Origin of the sequence: Neisseria zoodegmatis, from assembly GCF_900187305.1 — a bacterium.
Classification (GTDB): Bacteria; Pseudomonadota; Gammaproteobacteria; order Burkholderiales; family Neisseriaceae; genus Neisseria; species Neisseria zoodegmatis.
This window is the reverse complement of the sequence record NZ_LT906434.1, coordinates 1,689,769-1,705,168: the sequence shown is the minus strand read 5'-3', so window position 1 is coordinate 1,705,168 and position 15,400 is coordinate 1,689,769. Positions and strand designations below refer to the sequence as shown.

Genomic DNA, 15,400 nt, shown 5'->3' with positions numbered 1-15,400 from the left:
ATTGCGTTTTGTCTTTCCGTCAAAAAATAACGCAAGATGGATAAATTAGATTTTTATGCTAAATATTTATTATATTGGAATAGTTATTGTATAAATTTTATGATATTTAGCATTGTTATTAAATTTAACATCAAAAATATTATTAATTTAAGTTAAATAAGGTTGTATTTTTTATATTTTAGAAGCTTTGACAATCTAATTATATTGAATTATTTTAATGAAATATTATTTAAAGTGTATATGTTTATGAAATATATAAGATTTGTTATATAAACAAACATGTTTGTATGTAAATTTTGCTTTACTTATTAATAAGATAACTTTAAAAATAATAATTTAAGAAATGGATTATTAATTTTTTATGGATATAATTAACTCAAATCCATCGAATATTTATTTTCTTGAAGTTTTTATATTTTAAGCTATAGGTTGTAGATGGATTTATTGCAGTGCGGGAGTTGTATATCCCTTTTTATGTTTCTGACCGTAACTCAAATATTTAAATTTGATTCAAGGTCTGTTTAACTTGTCTATGAAAGGAATGTATCATGAAAAAATTGACTGCTGCTATCGTGGCTTTGGGTATGAGCGCTTCTGTTTTCGCCGCTGGTTCTTTCAATCAAGCTGTTGTAGTTAATACAGATGCTCAATTGAACGTATTTAAAGCTTCTAACAACGTTCAAGGCTTGAACGTTGTTACTTCTACTAAAGACTTGCATGACGTTGAACAAGGCATTTTGGCTAACAAGCTGGACTTTGAAATTGATGAAGCTTCTAACAACGTTCAAGGTGGCAACGTAGTAGTTGGTGGCATGTTTACCCGTCGCGTTGATCAAGCAGCTTTCGCTAACGAAGTAAACTTGAAAACTACCCGTGGTGCTAACAACACTCAAGGTGTTAACGTAATCGCAATCAAATAAGCATTGATTTGCTGATATGGGTTGGCAGTGAAAATGAAAATTTTGCTGTCGACCCTGTTTAATATATTGAATATGGAAGGCAGGGTATGATTATGATGATGAGAAATTTATCAAAATTAAATATTTGCCTGTTTTTTTCAGTGATGATGGCTCCTTTGCAGCTGATGGCAGAGCATCCGGGGTTTCCTGATATTCCTTCCACTAGATCGATGATAACCCCTGAGAAGATGATTAATGAGGCTCGTGTACGGCCTCAGGATCCGAAAACTAATGGTTATCATGTGATTGATCCCTACGGAAATTCATACTATGTTGATAATATTGTGAAGCCGAAATGTGCTTTTTACGCTAATTATATCAATGTAGATACTTCATCTTCTAAACGTGCCGGTAAAGTGAATCAACCCAAGATTACAAGCAAAGCCTATATTGGAAAAGTTAATATTAAAGGCTGCCATTAATTAATGTTTTTAAAAGTAACCTAATCAAAAATAGTAGGGAGAATGCATTATTATGAAAGCTTCTGCTTTAAAAATTCTAGGCTTGGCTTTATTGCTTTCCGGTTGTTCTTCTCAATCGGTAGATTTCGTTTCTACTACTGCCACACCCAATTACACAGAATCTTCGTTAGACAAATCTTTGGATTGTGTTGGTAAGGAGTTTGAAGAATTTACCAAGACTTCGCCTCGAGTTTCTCTGTTTATCGTATCTAGTGTTATCGACGGAACAGTAAGGCAGCAAGCGTTGCACAGCCCGTTGGCTGATGCAGGAGCTTTTCATTTAAAAACGCGTATACATGCATTATTCCCATATACTTTGGCCAAAGTGGTCAAAGAAGAGCCTTTGATTTTTCAAGCGGTTAACGGGCCGGTTGGGATTAATGCTTTTGGTTTGGTGAATACCAACTATTTGAAAGCCTATCAAGACGGTAATTTGGCTTCCATGAATTTTATCCGTAACCAAGCAGGTTTGTCTCCCGCTACTTATCTTCAGTTGATCCCGATTGAAGCTGCATTTACGCGCAACGATCAGGAAGATTTTTTCAATAGAGGCCGTGGTGCCAATGCTTCTCAGAGCAAAGCTAGAATTCAGGGTAATATTGATTACGGCGTGAGCAATTCTTCTAAAATCATTAGCTTGGCCGTTAACGTTACCGATCCTTCAACCAATACTATTGCTTATGCGACTTCTTTCGATTTGAAATATTCGGCCAAGAGAAAAGAGTTTAGCATTCAGTTGACAGGTTCTGAGCCCGGTATCGGATACTCGTTCTCTTCCGGTCAAGTGGAAAGCGTGCAAAGTGCGCAGCAGGTATTGCTTGATGCAGCCAGCTTATGGGTGGCGGATTTGGCTTATCCTGAATTGCAGCTGCAAAAAAAATGTGCGCCTAAAAAATCTTAAATTCATGGTGTAATGCCAAAACAGCCGTATGTTTTGGTGGATTATAGTAGAATGGTCATTAAAGGCCGTCTGTACAAAACGGTATAGACGGCCTTTATGTTTACTTTTGTAGATTTCAATGGCTTTTAATGCCATCCGAGAGGGAGGAGATGTGACCTTGAAAAATATGAATGTCAAAGGCTATTGTCGCCTGTGTGTTTGGTTACCTGCCATTATGCTGGCAGCTGCATGCGCACATTCAGAGAAGGAAACTGTTCAAGCTAAGCCTACTACTAAAGAACAAGTTGCTGCGGTGGCAGAGAGTCACTTCAATAAGCCTCATGAGCAAGTGGAATTACAATCTTCGCGCAGTAAAAAAAGTAGCGGTATGAAGAAGATGTCTAATCAGGCTGACCATGTGACGGCTGAGGGTGTGGTGAAGTCGGGCGACAATCCGCCGGCGCCTGTTATTGATACCGATAAGGCGAAAGTGGCTGCGAAGGAATTTAAGGCGCAGGCTACGGCTCATCCTCCTTATAAAGATTTAGATATGCTCACGGAAGAAGAGCATAGAAAGATTCTTAAGAAATCTCTGCCTATGATCGGTCAGTACGGTAATGTTGATTCAACCGGTTTGGGGCATTATCCCCGCCGCGATGGGGAACGCTATCAGTCTGATCGGCCGATTATTTATTATGTAGATGAATAAACGTGTTTGAAGGTTCAATATATTTGAATGCCGTCTGAAAATGTTCAGACGGCATTTTTATTTATCCATGCTCACGCCGAAGTGCAGGTAGCTGCGTTCGGTCGCCATGCGCCCACGCGGGGTGCGTTGCAGGAAGCCTTGTTGGATTAAATACGGTTCGATAACGTCTTCGATGGTGTCGGTGGATTCGCCGATGGCGGCGGCGATGTTTTCCAATCCGACCGGGCCGCCGCTGAATTTGTAGATGACGGCTTCGAGGAATTTCCTGTCCATCACGTCCAAGCCTACCGCATCGACATCGAGCATGCTTAAGGCGGCATCGGCGGTTTCGGCGTTAATCAATCCCTGATTTTTCACTTCGGCGTAATCGCGCACGCGGCGCAGCAAACGGTTGGCGATGCGGGGCGTGCCGCGGCTGCGGCGGGCGATTTCCATTGCGCCTTCTTCGCCCATGTTCAACTGCAAAAGCTGGGCGGAACGGGCGACGATGGTGGCCAAGTCATTGTGCTCGTAAAATTCCAAACGGGAAACGATGCCGAAACGGTCGCGCAGCGGGTTGGTGAGCATGCCGGCGCGGGTGGTTGCGCCTACCAGAGTGAACGGCGGCAGGTCGATTTTCACCGAGCGGGCGGCGGGGCCTTCGCCGATCATGATGTCGAGTTGGTAGTCTTCGAGTGCGGGGTAGAGGATTTCTTCCACCACGGGGCTGAGGCGGTGGATTTCGTCGATAAACAATACGTCGTGCGGCTCGAGGTTGGTCAGCAGGGCGGCCAAGTCGCCGGCGCGCTCGAGCACGGGGCCGCTGGTTTGGCGCAGGTTTACGCCCAATTCTTTGGCGATGATGTGTGCCAACGTGGTTTTGCCCAATCCCGGTGGACCGAACAGCAGGGTGTGGTCGAGTGCTTCGCCGCGTTTTTTCGCCGCTTCGATAAAGATGGCAAGCTGTTCTTTGGCTTTGTGCTGGCCGATGTAATCGCCCAACGTTTTCGGGCGCAGGGCGCGTTCGAGCAGCTCTTCTTGGGCGGAGATGCTTTGGGCGGTGATGATGCGTTGCGGTTGCGCCGCGCTCAGGTTGTCGGTTTGCAGCATGGTGTACGGCTCGTGTGGTTAAAGGTTTCGAGACCGTCTGAAAACCGTGCTTTCAGACGGCCTCTCGAATCATCGGTTTCAAGCTCTGTCGCGGGTTTGCCGCCAGACCAGATAATCCCGCAGCGGCGGCATGGGCGGGTTGATGCAGTGCGGGCATACGCCGGTGATGTCTTCGTCATCGTATTCGATATGCAGGGCGTTGGGGTCGAACCTAGCCTGCTGCATCACGGCTTGCGCCAATGCCTGCTCTTGCACGACATCGAATTCGAAACCGCAGAGGATTTCGCCCAGCAATTCGTGTTCCGCCGTGCTGAAGTTTTCGCTGTTGATGGTAATCAGGCGTAGATAATCGCTGTTGCTGATTTTTCGGTGCAGTAACTCAATATTCATTATTCGGGCCGTCTGAAACGGTTTGGAGTAGGGTGTTTGGTTGAATGAGCGGATTATAACGTGTTTCAGACGGCCTCAACTAAGTTTTACCCGCTCTTGAGGCCGTCTGAAAGCATAATGAAAGCATAACAAGCCTTTTCATAAAGGCATAACCATATTAAGATTAGCTTTGAAGTATCTTTTCCTATTTCGACCAATATTCAAGGAACACAGAATGAAAGTATTACTGCTCGGCGCACCGGGTGCGGGTAAAGGCACACAGGCTCAATTTATCACGGCAGCTTTCGGCATTCCGCAGATCTCTACCGGCGACATGTTGCGTGCGGCGATTAAGGCCGGCACGCCGTTGGGCTTGGAAGCGAAAAAAATCATCGATGAGGGCGGTTTGGTGCGTGACGACATCATCATCGGCATGGTTAAAGAGCGCATCGCACAGGATGACTGCAAAAACGGTTTCTTGTTCGACGGCTTTCCGCGCACGCTGGCGCAGGCCGAAGCCATGATTGAAGCGGGTGTGGACTTGGACGCCGTGGTGGAAATCGACGTGCCGGATTCGGTGATTGTCGACCGCATGAGCGGCCGCCGCGTGCATTTGGCTTCGGGCCGTACTTACCATGTGTCTTACAATCCGCCGAAAGTGGAGGGTAAAGACGACGTTACCGGCGAAGATTTGATCCAGCGCGACGACGATAAAGAAGAAACGGTGAAAAAACGCCTTGAGGTGTATCACGACCAAACGGCGGTGCTGATCGACTTTTACGGTAAGCTCACGGGCGAACACGCACCGAAATATATCAAGGTGGACGGTACGCAGCCGGTTGAAGCGGTAAAAGCCGAAGTATTGTCTGCGTTGGGCAAGTAAACGGTAGAGCGTAGAAATAGGATACAATACAGGCCGTCTGAAACATTTTCAGACGGCCAGATTTTCGCGGCAACCGTTTTTCTGCGCCGCACCCCAATTTTTTTTAATGATGATACAGCCTTAAACCTTTTCAGCATTTTACCGGCGCACGCCGTTCCGGTTACGGTTGAAGTGTCGAAAAGCATTCGGGCTGCCGATGAAAGTATGCAGATGAAACACAATCCTGTCCGGCAACACGCTTTGGAGCAGATCCAGCGGCGTATCGGCTACACCTTCAAACAGCCGCAGCTGTTGGAGCAGTCGCTTACCCACCGCAGTTTTTCGGGGTGCAACAACGAACGCTTTGAGTTTGTGGGCGATTCGATCCTCAACTATACCGTGGCCAAAATGCTGTTCGACACTTTTCCCGATTTGCCGGAAGGCCGCCTTTCGCGTATGCGCGCCAATCTGGTCAATCAAGATACGCTTGCCGAAATCGCTGCCGATTTGAATCTGGGCGATGCTCTGTTTCTGGGGCAGGGAGAACTGAAAAGCGGCGGTTTCAGACGGCCTTCTATTCTGGCCGACGCGATGGAAGCCATGTTTGCGGCGGTGAGCTTCGACGCTGATTTTTCCACCGCCGAAAACACCGTGCGCCATCTGTTTGCCGAGCGTGTGAAAAAAGCCGATCTGAACCGTGAAGATAAAGATGCCAAAACCTTGTTGCAGGAATCGTTGCAGGCACGGCGTTGGCCTTTGCCCAAATACCGCATCGAGCACCAGCAGGGCGAGGGTTGCGATGCCGAATTCAGCATTGCCTGCGATTTGGGCGAGTTGGGTTTTATCAGCCGTGCCAAAGCCTCCAGCCGCCGCGCGGCGGAGCAGGAAGCGGCCAAAGAAGCCTATGCTTGGCTGGAGGCAAACCATCCGCAAAAGCATATCCTTAAAAGCAGAAAAAAATAAGCCGACCCGATGTGTTCAGACGGCCGTCTGAACCGTAACCGATGGAAAGAATGAAATGAATATAGAAAATACTAACGATATGCTGCCTACTGCCGACGGCTACCGCTGCGGTTTTGTGGCGATTGTCGGCCGCCCGAACGTGGGCAAGTCCACGCTGATGAACCATTTGATTGGTCAGAAAATCAGCATTACCAGTAAAAAAGCGCAGACTACGCGCCATAAAGTGACCGGCATTTACACCGACGACACCGCGCAATTGGTGTTTGTGGATACGCCCGGTTTCCAAACCGACCACCGCAACGCTTTAAACGACCGCTTGAATCTGAACGTGACCGAAGCCATGAGCGGCGTGGACGTGATTGTGTTTGTGGTTGAGGCGATGCGCTTTACCGAGGCAGACCGTACTGTGATGAAGCAGCTGCCCAAGCACACGCCGGTGCTGCTGGTGGTAAATAAAATCGATAAAGACAAAGCCAAAGACAAGCTGGCATTGCAGGCGTTTATCGATACCGTGAGTGCAGAATTTGAGTTTGCCGGCCATGAAGTGGTCAGCGCCAAGCACGGTTTGCGGATTGCGCATCTGCTGGAAACACTCAAGCCGTATCTGCCTGAAAGTATTCCGCTTTATCCCGAAGATATGGTTACCGACAAATCCAGCCGCTTTTTGGCGATGGAAATCGTGCGCGAAAAGCTGTTCCGCTATTTGGGCGAAGAGCTGCCGTATGCCATGAATGTGGAAGTGGAGCAGTTTCAAGAAGAAAACGGCATGTACCATATTTACATTGCCGTATTGGTGGATAAAGAAAACCAGAAGCCGATTGTGATCGGCAAGGGCGGGGAAAAATTGAAGAAAATTTCCACCGAAGCCCGCTTGGATATGGAAAAGCTGTTTGATACCAAAGTGTTTTTGAAAGTGTGGGTGAAGGTGAAATCCGGTTGGGCAGACGATGTGCGCTTCTTGAAGGAGCTGGGGCTGTAAACTTGTCGCATCTTGCGGGGTAAATCCGAATAAAGTATTGATTGCTTGGCGTTACCTGCTTGAGGCCGTCTGAAAAAGCTTTGGGTTATGTTTTAGGTACAGATTCTGATTGTGTTCCGCTGCATGATTTTTGGTATTATCACTCTATTTTTTACCTGACTGTGTGTTGAGGCCGTCTGAAAATATTCGGCGGCATCCAACCCTGATTTTCTTTTCCCTTTCCATTCAGCAAAACGAGAATATTTATGTCGATCAGCTCCCATTGGACATCCAAAATCGGTTTCATCTTATCGGCGGCAGGCTCCGCCATTGGTTTGGGAGCCATCTGGAAATTTCCCTACACGGCAGGCACAAACGGCGGTGCTGTATTTTTTCTTTTGTTTCTGGTGTTTACCGTTTTAATCGGCCTGCCGGTATTGCTGGCGGAGTTTTTTATCGGCCGCCGCACGCAGCGTAACGCGGTGGATGCGTTCAAGGCTTTGGCACCGAAATCCATGTGGCCGTGGATTGGCCGCATGGGCGTGGCCGCCTGTTTCATTTTGCTGTCGTTTTACAGCGTGGTCGGCGGTTGGGTGCTGGCTTATGTGGTACATGCGTTTACTGGCGAAATCGCGCCGGACACTGATTTCAAACAGCTTTTCGGCGCAACCATCAGCAATCCCGCCGTGGCCATCGGCTATCAAAGCCTGTTTATGCTGCTGACGATTTTGGTGGTGCAAAACGGGATTTCGCAAGGGATTGAAAAAGCCAGCCGCTACTTGATGCCCGCTTTGTTTATCGTTTTTCTGCTGTTGGCGGCGCGTTCGCTGATGTTGCCGGGTGCAATGGAAGGCGTGTCGTTTTTGCTCAAGCCTGATTTTTCAGCCGTAACCGCAGACACGGTGCTGACTGCTTTGGGGCAGGCGTTTTTCTCGCTGAGTTTGGGCGTTTCTGCCATGATTACTTACGCGGCTTATCTAGACGACAAGCAGGATTTGTTCCGCTCGGCCAACAGCATTATGTGGCTGAATATGCTGGTATCGCTGCTGGCGGGCTTGGTGATTTTCCCCGCCGTTTTCGCGCTCGGTTTCCAACCGGGCGAGGGGCCGGGATTGATTTTTGCCGTGTTGCCGGCGGTGTTTCAAAAAATCCCCTTTGGTACAGTGCTTTTTGCCGTTTTCATGCTGCTGGTTACATTTGCCACGCTTACATCCGCTTTTGCTATGCTCGAAACGGTGATTGCCGCAGCGATTCACAATAACGAACAACGCCGCCGACGGGTAACTTGGCTGGCAGGCTTGGCGATTTTGATGGTAGGCATTCCTTCTGCCTTGTCGTTCGGCGCCATGTCTGAATTTACCTTGTTCGGCAAAACGGTGTTTGATTTGTGGGATTATCTGATTACTTCTTGGATCATGCCCATCGGTGCGCTGACGACAGCGGTGTTTGTGGCTTGGGTGTTGCCGAAAAGCAGTGTGCTGGAGCATATGCGGCAGGGCAGTACTTTGCCGGCCAAGATTGTGGTCGTTTGGTATCACGCTTTGCGTTATGCCGCGCCCGTGGCGATTTTACTGGTATTCGCCAATACCTTAGGCTGGCTTGACTGGTTGAAATAGTTTTAAAGGCCGGATGATTTGAGAGCAATGATGTGAATGTTTTTCAGACGGCCTAATTTTCAGACGGCCTGAAACATTTTATTGAAACAATGTAAAAGACCTTTGCAGAATCCCTTAGCAATATATATCAGGCAGGGATGGCAAAGGTCTTATTTTATGCAGTCGGTTGTCAGACACGCGGTTGGGTGTCTGCAATACATCAACAGTTACTTGTGTTCCGATTTGCCGCTGCCTTTAACGATATCGGCAATGGGCTGAACGGGGAAAAACAGATTAAGCGGATTGGCCTTGATTTGCTGCCAAGTGTTTTTCAGCAGTTTGGGTACGCTGTCGATATGCGTATCCCGTGCGCGGAGCGCCACCAGCAAGGCCAGTGCAAAGCTGACAATCAGGTTTACCAGCCCGATCAACATCACAAAACTCAAATTAATCATAAACGAAATAAACCCGATATGGCCGCTTACCGCCGCATAGCCGAGATTGGCCGAAGAGAAGGCAACATGGCGGATATCCAGCGGCAGATTGAGCAGATAGCCGAAATAGCCGGTCATGCCCAGCAGCATTCCGAAAATAAAGTTTCCCATGAGCGAACCGTAGTTGTTGTGGAAGTAGTCTCCCATCCATTTACGGGCTTGAGGGGAAAGTATTTTTTTCAATAAAGGGTTCACAGTGAGGCGGCGGCGCAAATCGAGGTAATCGGCGCGGTTGTCGAAGAAGCCGGCAATAATGCCCGAGCAGAACAGCCAAACTCCCGCAATCGCCGCATACCATAAAGTAGGTTGGGTGAAAACCTGAATCGATTTCAGCTGATAAGCCACGCTGTGCGCATCGAGCAGCGGTTCGCCGGTATTGGACGCAAAAGTGAAAGCAATCAGAGCCGCCACCAAAATAGCCAAACAGACGTTGCCGAATACGGCCACGCTTTGTGAGCGGACCACGTCGATTAACAGTGCGCCGAGTTTCGTTTCCACCGAAGAGCGGCTTTTTTCGGTGTGGGCCACTTGTTCGGCAAAGCTTGCTGCCGTCATGGCAGGCTGTTTGGTGGCGACGGTAAAGCCCAGCATATGAATGAGCATGAAACCGAAACCGTAATTCAGGCCGCTGAGCAGGGAGGTGGTAAATACGCCAAACCCCATGTGGCCGATGTGGATTTTAATCAGCGCCATTAACGAAATGAGTACGCCGCCGCCGGCAGCCGACCAAAGCATACTGAAATATTCTTTGCGGCTGCGGGTAATGTAATGTTCGCCGTGATGGCTTTTGTTTTCACTGATGCTGGTAGCCAGCATTTTCACGCTGCGGCGCCACAGTTGGTCGGTGCTGCGCTGTTCTACTGCGGCGGAAGTCATGGATTTGAGCAGCGAAACGGTGGCATGTTTGTGGTGTTCGCCGGTTTGAATGTGCAGCAAGATATTCAGGCGCTCGATGGTTTGGGAGAGGCGTTCGAGCAGGTGCGCTACTTTTACCGAAGAGCCTGAGCCTGCGCCCGTACCTTTGCGGCGTAAACGTTCCACTTGGTTGCGGCATTGGTCGAGCATCACTTCAATATGTGCTGTGTCATAAGGCGTGGTTTGGGTTTGGTAATGTTCAGCCAGCTTCGCGGTTTCGCGTTGAAGAGCGACAAAAGATGAATTGACGTCTAACAGTCTCGGTTCGATGCGGATTAAATCAGGTTCCAAAGCTTCTGCGGCAATCCAAACCGACAACATTTCCAAAGCATGCAGGCGGGCGGCGGAAAGCTGGCGTGAAACGGATTGAACCAATGCTTTATCCGCTTGTTCGTTGATTAATGTATGCAGTTTCAACCATTGGCGGACGCTCAAGCTTTGAAGCCATTTTTCATCGTTTTTCGAATAAAACAGATAAAGAAAAACGTCGCGTAAGTTGTTTAAGTCTTTGTATGAAGGGCTGAAGCGCTCATAAAGGCGCAAACCGAGTTCGCGGGCGAAACCGCTGCGGGAAAATATCCCCAATCCTACCAAAGCGGGATAAATGTGGACTTTGGAAAGCCAAGTATAAAAACGCTTGCTCAGTTTGGCGCATAAGGCTTGGTCTTCCTGCAAGACATCAAGTAGGGCATCAAAACGCTCGGGTGCCCGCTTGGCGCCGCCTTTGCGCAGAAAATCAATGAGCGCGTTGAGCGTGGCAACAAAATCGGCGTTGTCGATATGTTTATTAAGAATAATGTGTATGGTGGATTGGATGTGTTTTGCTGTCATTGTTGTGTAATGCCGGTCGTTTTTTCTTTTTTTCATTCGGGCGGAACTTTTTTGCACAGGCCGCGAGCGGTTAAAAATACCTTATTTTGAGAAAACAATCAGCAAAAAATGTAAGCCGGCGCGTGTTTTTACATTGCGGCAGGTAGGTAATTTTTTAAATAAGATTCTGTTTTATATCAATTAACATTGAAAAATGGTGTTATATGCCGAAATGTTTCCGGATATGGTTTAAGACCGTCTGAAAAATATCTTCTTCGGCGTAAGGGTCGAGCGTTAATTCAGGCTGTATTTTACGCAGCCATGTGAGCTGCCGTTTCGCCAACTGCCGGGTTGCCGCGCAGCCTTTTTCGATAAACGTATCAAAATCATATTGCCCTTCGAGGTGTTCCCAAGCCTGACGGTAGCCGACGCAGCGCATAGAGGGCAGGTCGGTATTTAGGTCGGGATACAGGGCTTGCAGCTGTTTGACTTCATCAAGAAAGCCTTGCTCTACCATGCCAAGAAAGCGCTTGTCTATTTGGGCGTGGAGCAGGGCGCGGTTTTCGGGAATCAGGGCGAGGGTATATAAATCAAGCGGCGGCGCGTAAGTTTGCTGTTCCGAAAAATGCCGGCTGAGCGGCTTGCCCGTAAGCATGAACACTTCCAAAGCGCGTTCGATGCGCTGGCTGTCGGCAGGCTCCAAACGCGCTGCGGTTTCGGGGTCTATATTTTTCAGACGGCCATATAGATATGCCAGCCCGTATTGTTTTTTTTCGGCTTGAAGGGCGGCGCGCGTATCGGTATCCGCTTCGGGCAAAGTGTTTAACCCTTGTGTCAGCGCGTGAAAATACATCATGGTGCCGCCCACGATTAAAGGCAGTTTGCCGCGCCGGTGTATTTCCTCGGCCAAACGGGTGCAATCGTGTACAAAGTCAGCCGCACTGTAAGTTTCAAGAGGGGAGATGATGTCGATAAGGTAGTGGGGAACGCTTTGTCGCTCGGCGGTGGTTGGTTTGGCGGTGCCGATGTCCATATCGCGGTAAACCAGCGCGGAATCCAAGCTGATGATTTCTATCGGTAAAGCTTCGGCAATGCGCAGTGCGAGATTGGTTTTGCCGCTGGCGGTGGGGCCGAGGATGGCAAAGGCTTTCGGAGTTGCAGTCATTAAATACAAGCAGAAGAAAACAAGGCCGAAGATTATAACAACTACACTTGGCGGTGGATATACATACCGCCTCAGAATGGCGTATATGACGTTAAAATTTCAATGTTTCATGATTTTTTTACATAATCATAAAAACTTAAGCCTTGAAACATCGATTAAAAAATACTATGCTGAATACAAGCCGAAAAGGCTTGTCTGTTAACTATATGAATGAGGAGAAACATCATGGCAAAAGACCTGAATGTGTTTGATAAAGAATATGGCCTGCTGATCAACGGCGAATGGACCAAAGGCAGCAAAGGCGAATTGATGGCATCTTACAACCCTTCAAATGGTGCCGAGCTGGCGAAATTTGTCGATGCCAGCAATGAAGATGTAGATGCGGCGGTAAAAGCGGCACAGGAAGCGTTTAAAACATGGAAAAAAACCACTGCCGCCGAGCGTGCTTTGATTTTGAACCAAATCGCCGACGTGATCGACGAAAACGCCGAGTTGTTTGCTTTGCAGGAAACGTTGGATAACGGTAAGCCCATCCGCGAAACCCGTGCCGCCGATATTCCTTTGGCTTCCGACCATTTCCGCTATTTCGCCAGTGTTATCCGCGGCGAAGAAGGCACTTGCAACCAGTTGGACGAAGAAGATTTGTCTATCGTGTTGCGCGAGCCTATCGGCGTGGTAGGCCAAATTATTCCGTGGAACTTCCCGTTCCTGATGGCGGCTTGGAAAATCGCTCCTGCTTTGGCTGCGGGCTGTACCATCGTTATCCACCCGTCAAGCAGCACTTCGTTGAGCCTGTTGTCGTTCGCCCAAAAAGTGAACCACTTGCTGCCTAAAGGCGTGTTGAACATCATTACCGGCCGCGGCTCGAAATCAGGCGAATACATGCTGCACCATAAAGGCTTCAGCAAGCTGGCGTTTACCGGTTCTACCGAAGTCGGTCGCCATGTCGGTATTGCCGCTGCCGAAATGCTGATTCCGGCTACATTGGAATTGGGCGGTAAGTCTGCCAACATTTTCTTCGACGACATGCCGTTCGACAAGGCTTTGGAAGGCGCGCAAAAAGGTATTCTGTTCAACCAAGGCCAAGTGTGCTGTGCCGGTTCGCGTATCTTCGTTCAAGAAGGGATTTACGATAAATTCGTGAATGCGCTGGCGGAAGAGTTCAAGAAAGTGAAAGTCGGCCTGCCGTGGGAAGACAATACCCAAATGGGTGCCCAAGTGAATGCCGGCCAACTCGACACCATTTTGAAATACGTGAAAATCGGCGAACAAGAAGGCGCGCGCATCATTACCGGCGGTAAGAAAATCGAAGGCGGCGATTTGGGCAAAGGCGAATTCGTTGAGCCTACCCTTATTGCTGCACAAAGCAACGACCGTATTTCTCAAGAAGAAATCTTCGGCCCGGTGGCGACTGTAATCAAGTTCAAAACCGAAGAAGACGTAATCAAAATGGCCAACGATTCCGAATACGGCTTGGGCGGTGCGGTTTGGAGTAAAGACATCAACCGCTGCCTGCGCGTTTCCCGTGCTTTGGAAACCGGCCGCGTTTGGGTGAACTGCTACAACCGCTTGCCGGCCGGCGCACCGTTCGGCGGTTACAAAACTTCCGGTATCGGCCGCGAAACCCACAAGATGATGTTGGCTGCTTACACCCAAGTGAAAAACATCTACATCAGCACCCGCGAAGAGCGTGAAGGCATGTATTAATTGTTGATGTAATCTTGGTTTGAATAAGGCCGTCTGAAAAATGATTTTCAGACGGCCTTAATGTTTCTTTCAACTTATATTTTATATTGAGCAGTCTATATTTGATTCGACACCATAATGTTTACAGTAGAAAGCAGCGAAACCATCATGGCCAAAGTGCCCGATATATCTGAGAAATAGGGCTGTTTTTTCCATTTTGCCCCTAAGAAAAGCTGGATAATCAAAACGGCAGGCAGCGGCAGCGTGAAATAATGGAGCAGATTCATGTTTAATGTGCCGTTGAAATTCAAAGCTATCATCGCGCAAGAATAAACAGCCGCCCAAAATAGATAAACCAGCCCGTATAGTCTGATTTGGCGCTGCATGATGTTTTCCGGCAGGCTGCCTTGTCGGAAAGCATAAAGAATAAAACCGAGTGCGATATGGAATACCGATGCGGCAAGGATAAACGCCGCGAAAGACATAAACGCCGTCATGCCGGCAAAAGTAGGGAGGCGGGAAAGATAATAAAGCGGCATCATCCAAAAAGCGCAAGCCAGCAGGCGGATAAAGCCTGAAAGCAAAATGCGGTGGCCGGTTGTTTTGTCTGCCTGTTTTTCATTTAGAGAAAAACTGCCCGAAGCGTTTTTGCCGGAAAAAAGCAGAATATCGGCATAGATGCTGCACAAACCCGACGCCAAAATAATCACCGCCATCCATAAATCCATCTCTCCCTCCTTGGTATTGTGAAAACACAGATTCATTCATGAGATTACGGCACAGGCACGCTGCTTGCATCGCAACTTCATGATGTTAAAGCGGATAAGGCAGATGAGGCGGAATATGGAAATGGCGAATCAGAGCGACGAAAATATTACTCTTTGTCTTGCTTATCTTTTTCTTTTTTATCGTCGTCACCATCAGGGATGGCTGCCCGCACTACCGCTCCCGTGCCTTTTACCGCAACTTTGCCTACCGTTAAAACCGTTGTTGCCGCCAAATCCGCGGCAGCGGCGACAACGCAGCCGTTCAGCATCAGGCAGGCAGCAATAAGAATGACGAATCGCTTAAAAAGTTTCATATTCAGTGCTTGCAATCTTCATTATGTTTATGGTCTTCATTGCAGGCGGCAAGCCAAGCATCGTCGTCGCCGTCGAACTCTTCCACTTCGTCAAACTCGCCGTTTTCCGCCAGCGCCGCCAATTCTTCCAAATCGTGCGCGCCTTCCACCCAAAAACAGGGAATATCCGGCGGCGTATCCGGCGCGAGTACGGCGGCCAAACCGTTATGCCAAGCCAGCCAATAACCGTTGGCCGTCTGAACAAATTGCGCGTCGGGGTGGATGCTTTCGCCTTCAGTATTGACCAACATGCGTTCGGCGATTTCTGCTTGAAAAGGTAAGATGTTCATCGGGGTTTCCATAAAATCCAAATCGAAATATCAGCCGCATTATAACAAAGGCCGTCTGAAAACAAGGCGCAGCGT

Annotated in this window: 16 protein-coding genes; 9 read left to right on the top strand and 7 right to left on the bottom strand. The window is 48.3% G+C overall.

Annotated features, from left to right (window positions below; genetic code table 11):
- Nucleotides 1-548 precede the first annotated feature (548 nt).
- From CKV66_RS08025 to CKV66_RS08010, 4 genes are all read left to right on the top strand, one after another.
- Nucleotides 549-920, top strand: coding sequence for a hypothetical protein (locus CKV66_RS08025; RefSeq protein WP_085362458.1), 372 nt, complete (start codon nucleotides 549-551; stop codon nucleotides 918-920).
- A gap of 86 nt (nucleotides 921-1,006) precedes the next feature.
- Nucleotides 1,007-1,381, top strand: coding sequence for a hypothetical protein (locus tag CKV66_RS08020; RefSeq protein WP_085362459.1), 375 nt, complete (start codon nucleotides 1,007-1,009; stop codon nucleotides 1,379-1,381).
- A gap of 52 nt (nucleotides 1,382-1,433) precedes the next feature.
- Nucleotides 1,434-2,321 (top strand): hypothetical protein, encoded by an 888-nt coding sequence (locus CKV66_RS08015; RefSeq protein ID WP_143773775.1) that lies wholly within the window; start codon nucleotides 1,434-1,436, stop codon nucleotides 2,319-2,321.
- A gap of 151 nt (nucleotides 2,322-2,472) precedes the next feature.
- Nucleotides 2,473-3,009: a hypothetical protein gene (locus CKV66_RS08010; protein WP_143773776.1), complete on the top strand. Its 537-nt coding sequence runs from the start codon at nucleotides 2,473-2,475 to the stop codon at nucleotides 3,007-3,009.
- A gap of 57 nt (nucleotides 3,010-3,066) precedes the next feature.
- Here CKV66_RS08010 and ruvB read toward each other — a convergent pair whose 3' ends face one another.
- Both ruvB and CKV66_RS08000 read right to left on the bottom strand, forming a co-directional pair.
- On the bottom strand, nucleotides 3,067-4,098 hold the full coding sequence (gene ruvB, locus CKV66_RS08005) for a Holliday junction branch migration DNA helicase RuvB (RefSeq protein WP_085362462.1): 1,032 nt from the start codon (nucleotides 4,096-4,098) through the stop codon (nucleotides 3,067-3,069).
- 78 nt (nucleotides 4,099-4,176) lie between these two features.
- Nucleotides 4,177-4,488 (bottom strand): hypothetical protein, encoded by a 312-nt coding sequence (locus tag CKV66_RS08000; protein ID WP_085362463.1) that lies wholly within the window; start codon nucleotides 4,486-4,488, stop codon nucleotides 4,177-4,179.
- A 214-nt stretch (nucleotides 4,489-4,702) separates the two neighbouring features.
- On the opposite strand from CKV66_RS08000, the gene adk reads away from it, so the two are divergent.
- The 4 genes from adk to CKV66_RS07980 all read left to right on the top strand — a co-directional run bounded on the left by adk (nucleotide 4,703) and on the right by CKV66_RS07980 (nucleotide 8,866).
- Nucleotides 4,703-5,350 (top strand): adenylate kinase, encoded by a 648-nt coding sequence (gene adk / locus CKV66_RS07995; protein ID WP_054599006.1) that lies wholly within the window; start codon nucleotides 4,703-4,705, stop codon nucleotides 5,348-5,350.
- Nucleotides 5,351-5,560: 210 nt separating this feature from the next.
- Nucleotides 5,561-6,292: a ribonuclease III gene (gene rnc / locus CKV66_RS07990; protein ID WP_085362464.1), complete on the top strand. Its 732-nt coding sequence runs from the start codon at nucleotides 5,561-5,563 to the stop codon at nucleotides 6,290-6,292.
- 55 nt (nucleotides 6,293-6,347) lie between these two features.
- Nucleotides 6,348-7,271, top strand: a complete 924-nt coding sequence (gene era / locus CKV66_RS07985; RefSeq protein ID WP_085362465.1) for a GTPase Era — start codon at nucleotides 6,348-6,350, stop codon at nucleotides 7,269-7,271.
- Nucleotides 7,272-7,516: 245 nt separating this feature from the next.
- Nucleotides 7,517-8,866, top strand: a complete 1,350-nt coding sequence (locus CKV66_RS07980) for a sodium-dependent transporter (RefSeq protein WP_085362466.1) — start codon at nucleotides 7,517-7,519, stop codon at nucleotides 8,864-8,866.
- Nucleotides 8,867-9,072: 206 nt separating this feature from the next.
- On the opposite strand, the gene CKV66_RS07975 is transcribed toward CKV66_RS07980, so the two are convergent.
- Together CKV66_RS07975 and miaA are read right to left on the bottom strand one after the other, a co-directional pair.
- The gene (locus tag CKV66_RS07975) at nucleotides 9,073-11,085 is read right to left on the bottom strand and encodes a site-specific recombinase (RefSeq protein ID WP_085362467.1); all 2,013 of its coding nucleotides are present in this window, start codon (nucleotides 11,083-11,085) and stop codon (nucleotides 9,073-9,075) included.
- Nucleotides 11,086-11,284: 199 nt separating this feature from the next.
- Nucleotides 11,285-12,229, bottom strand: coding sequence for a tRNA (adenosine(37)-N6)-dimethylallyltransferase MiaA (gene miaA, locus CKV66_RS07970; RefSeq protein WP_085362468.1), 945 nt, complete (start codon nucleotides 12,227-12,229; stop codon nucleotides 11,285-11,287).
- Nucleotides 12,230-12,454: 225 nt separating this feature from the next.
- Between miaA and CKV66_RS07965 the strand changes: the two genes are divergently transcribed.
- Nucleotides 12,455-13,936 carry an aldehyde dehydrogenase family protein gene (locus CKV66_RS07965; protein WP_085362469.1) on the top strand — a complete coding sequence of 494 codons (1,482 nt, stop codon included), beginning with the start codon at nucleotides 12,455-12,457 and terminating at the stop codon, nucleotides 13,934-13,936.
- A gap of 95 nt (nucleotides 13,937-14,031) precedes the next feature.
- On the opposite strand, the gene CKV66_RS07960 is transcribed toward CKV66_RS07965, so the two are convergent.
- From CKV66_RS07960 to CKV66_RS07950, 3 genes are all read right to left on the bottom strand, one after another.
- A complete protein-coding gene (locus CKV66_RS07960; RefSeq protein ID WP_085362470.1) occupies nucleotides 14,032-14,643 on the bottom strand; it encodes a hypothetical protein in 612 nt (203 codons plus the stop codon).
- A 146-nt stretch (nucleotides 14,644-14,789) separates the two neighbouring features.
- The gene (locus CKV66_RS07955) at nucleotides 14,790-15,011 is read right to left on the bottom strand and encodes an NF038104 family lipoprotein (protein WP_331716146.1); all 222 of its coding nucleotides are present in this window, start codon (nucleotides 15,009-15,011) and stop codon (nucleotides 14,790-14,792) included.
- Nucleotides 14,999-15,325, bottom strand: a complete 327-nt coding sequence (locus CKV66_RS07950; protein ID WP_085362472.1) for a general secretion pathway protein GspG — start codon at nucleotides 15,323-15,325, stop codon at nucleotides 14,999-15,001. Before CKV66_RS07950 ends, CKV66_RS07955 begins: the two co-directional genes overlap by 13 nt.
- Nucleotides 15,326-15,400: the final 75 nt, after the last annotated feature.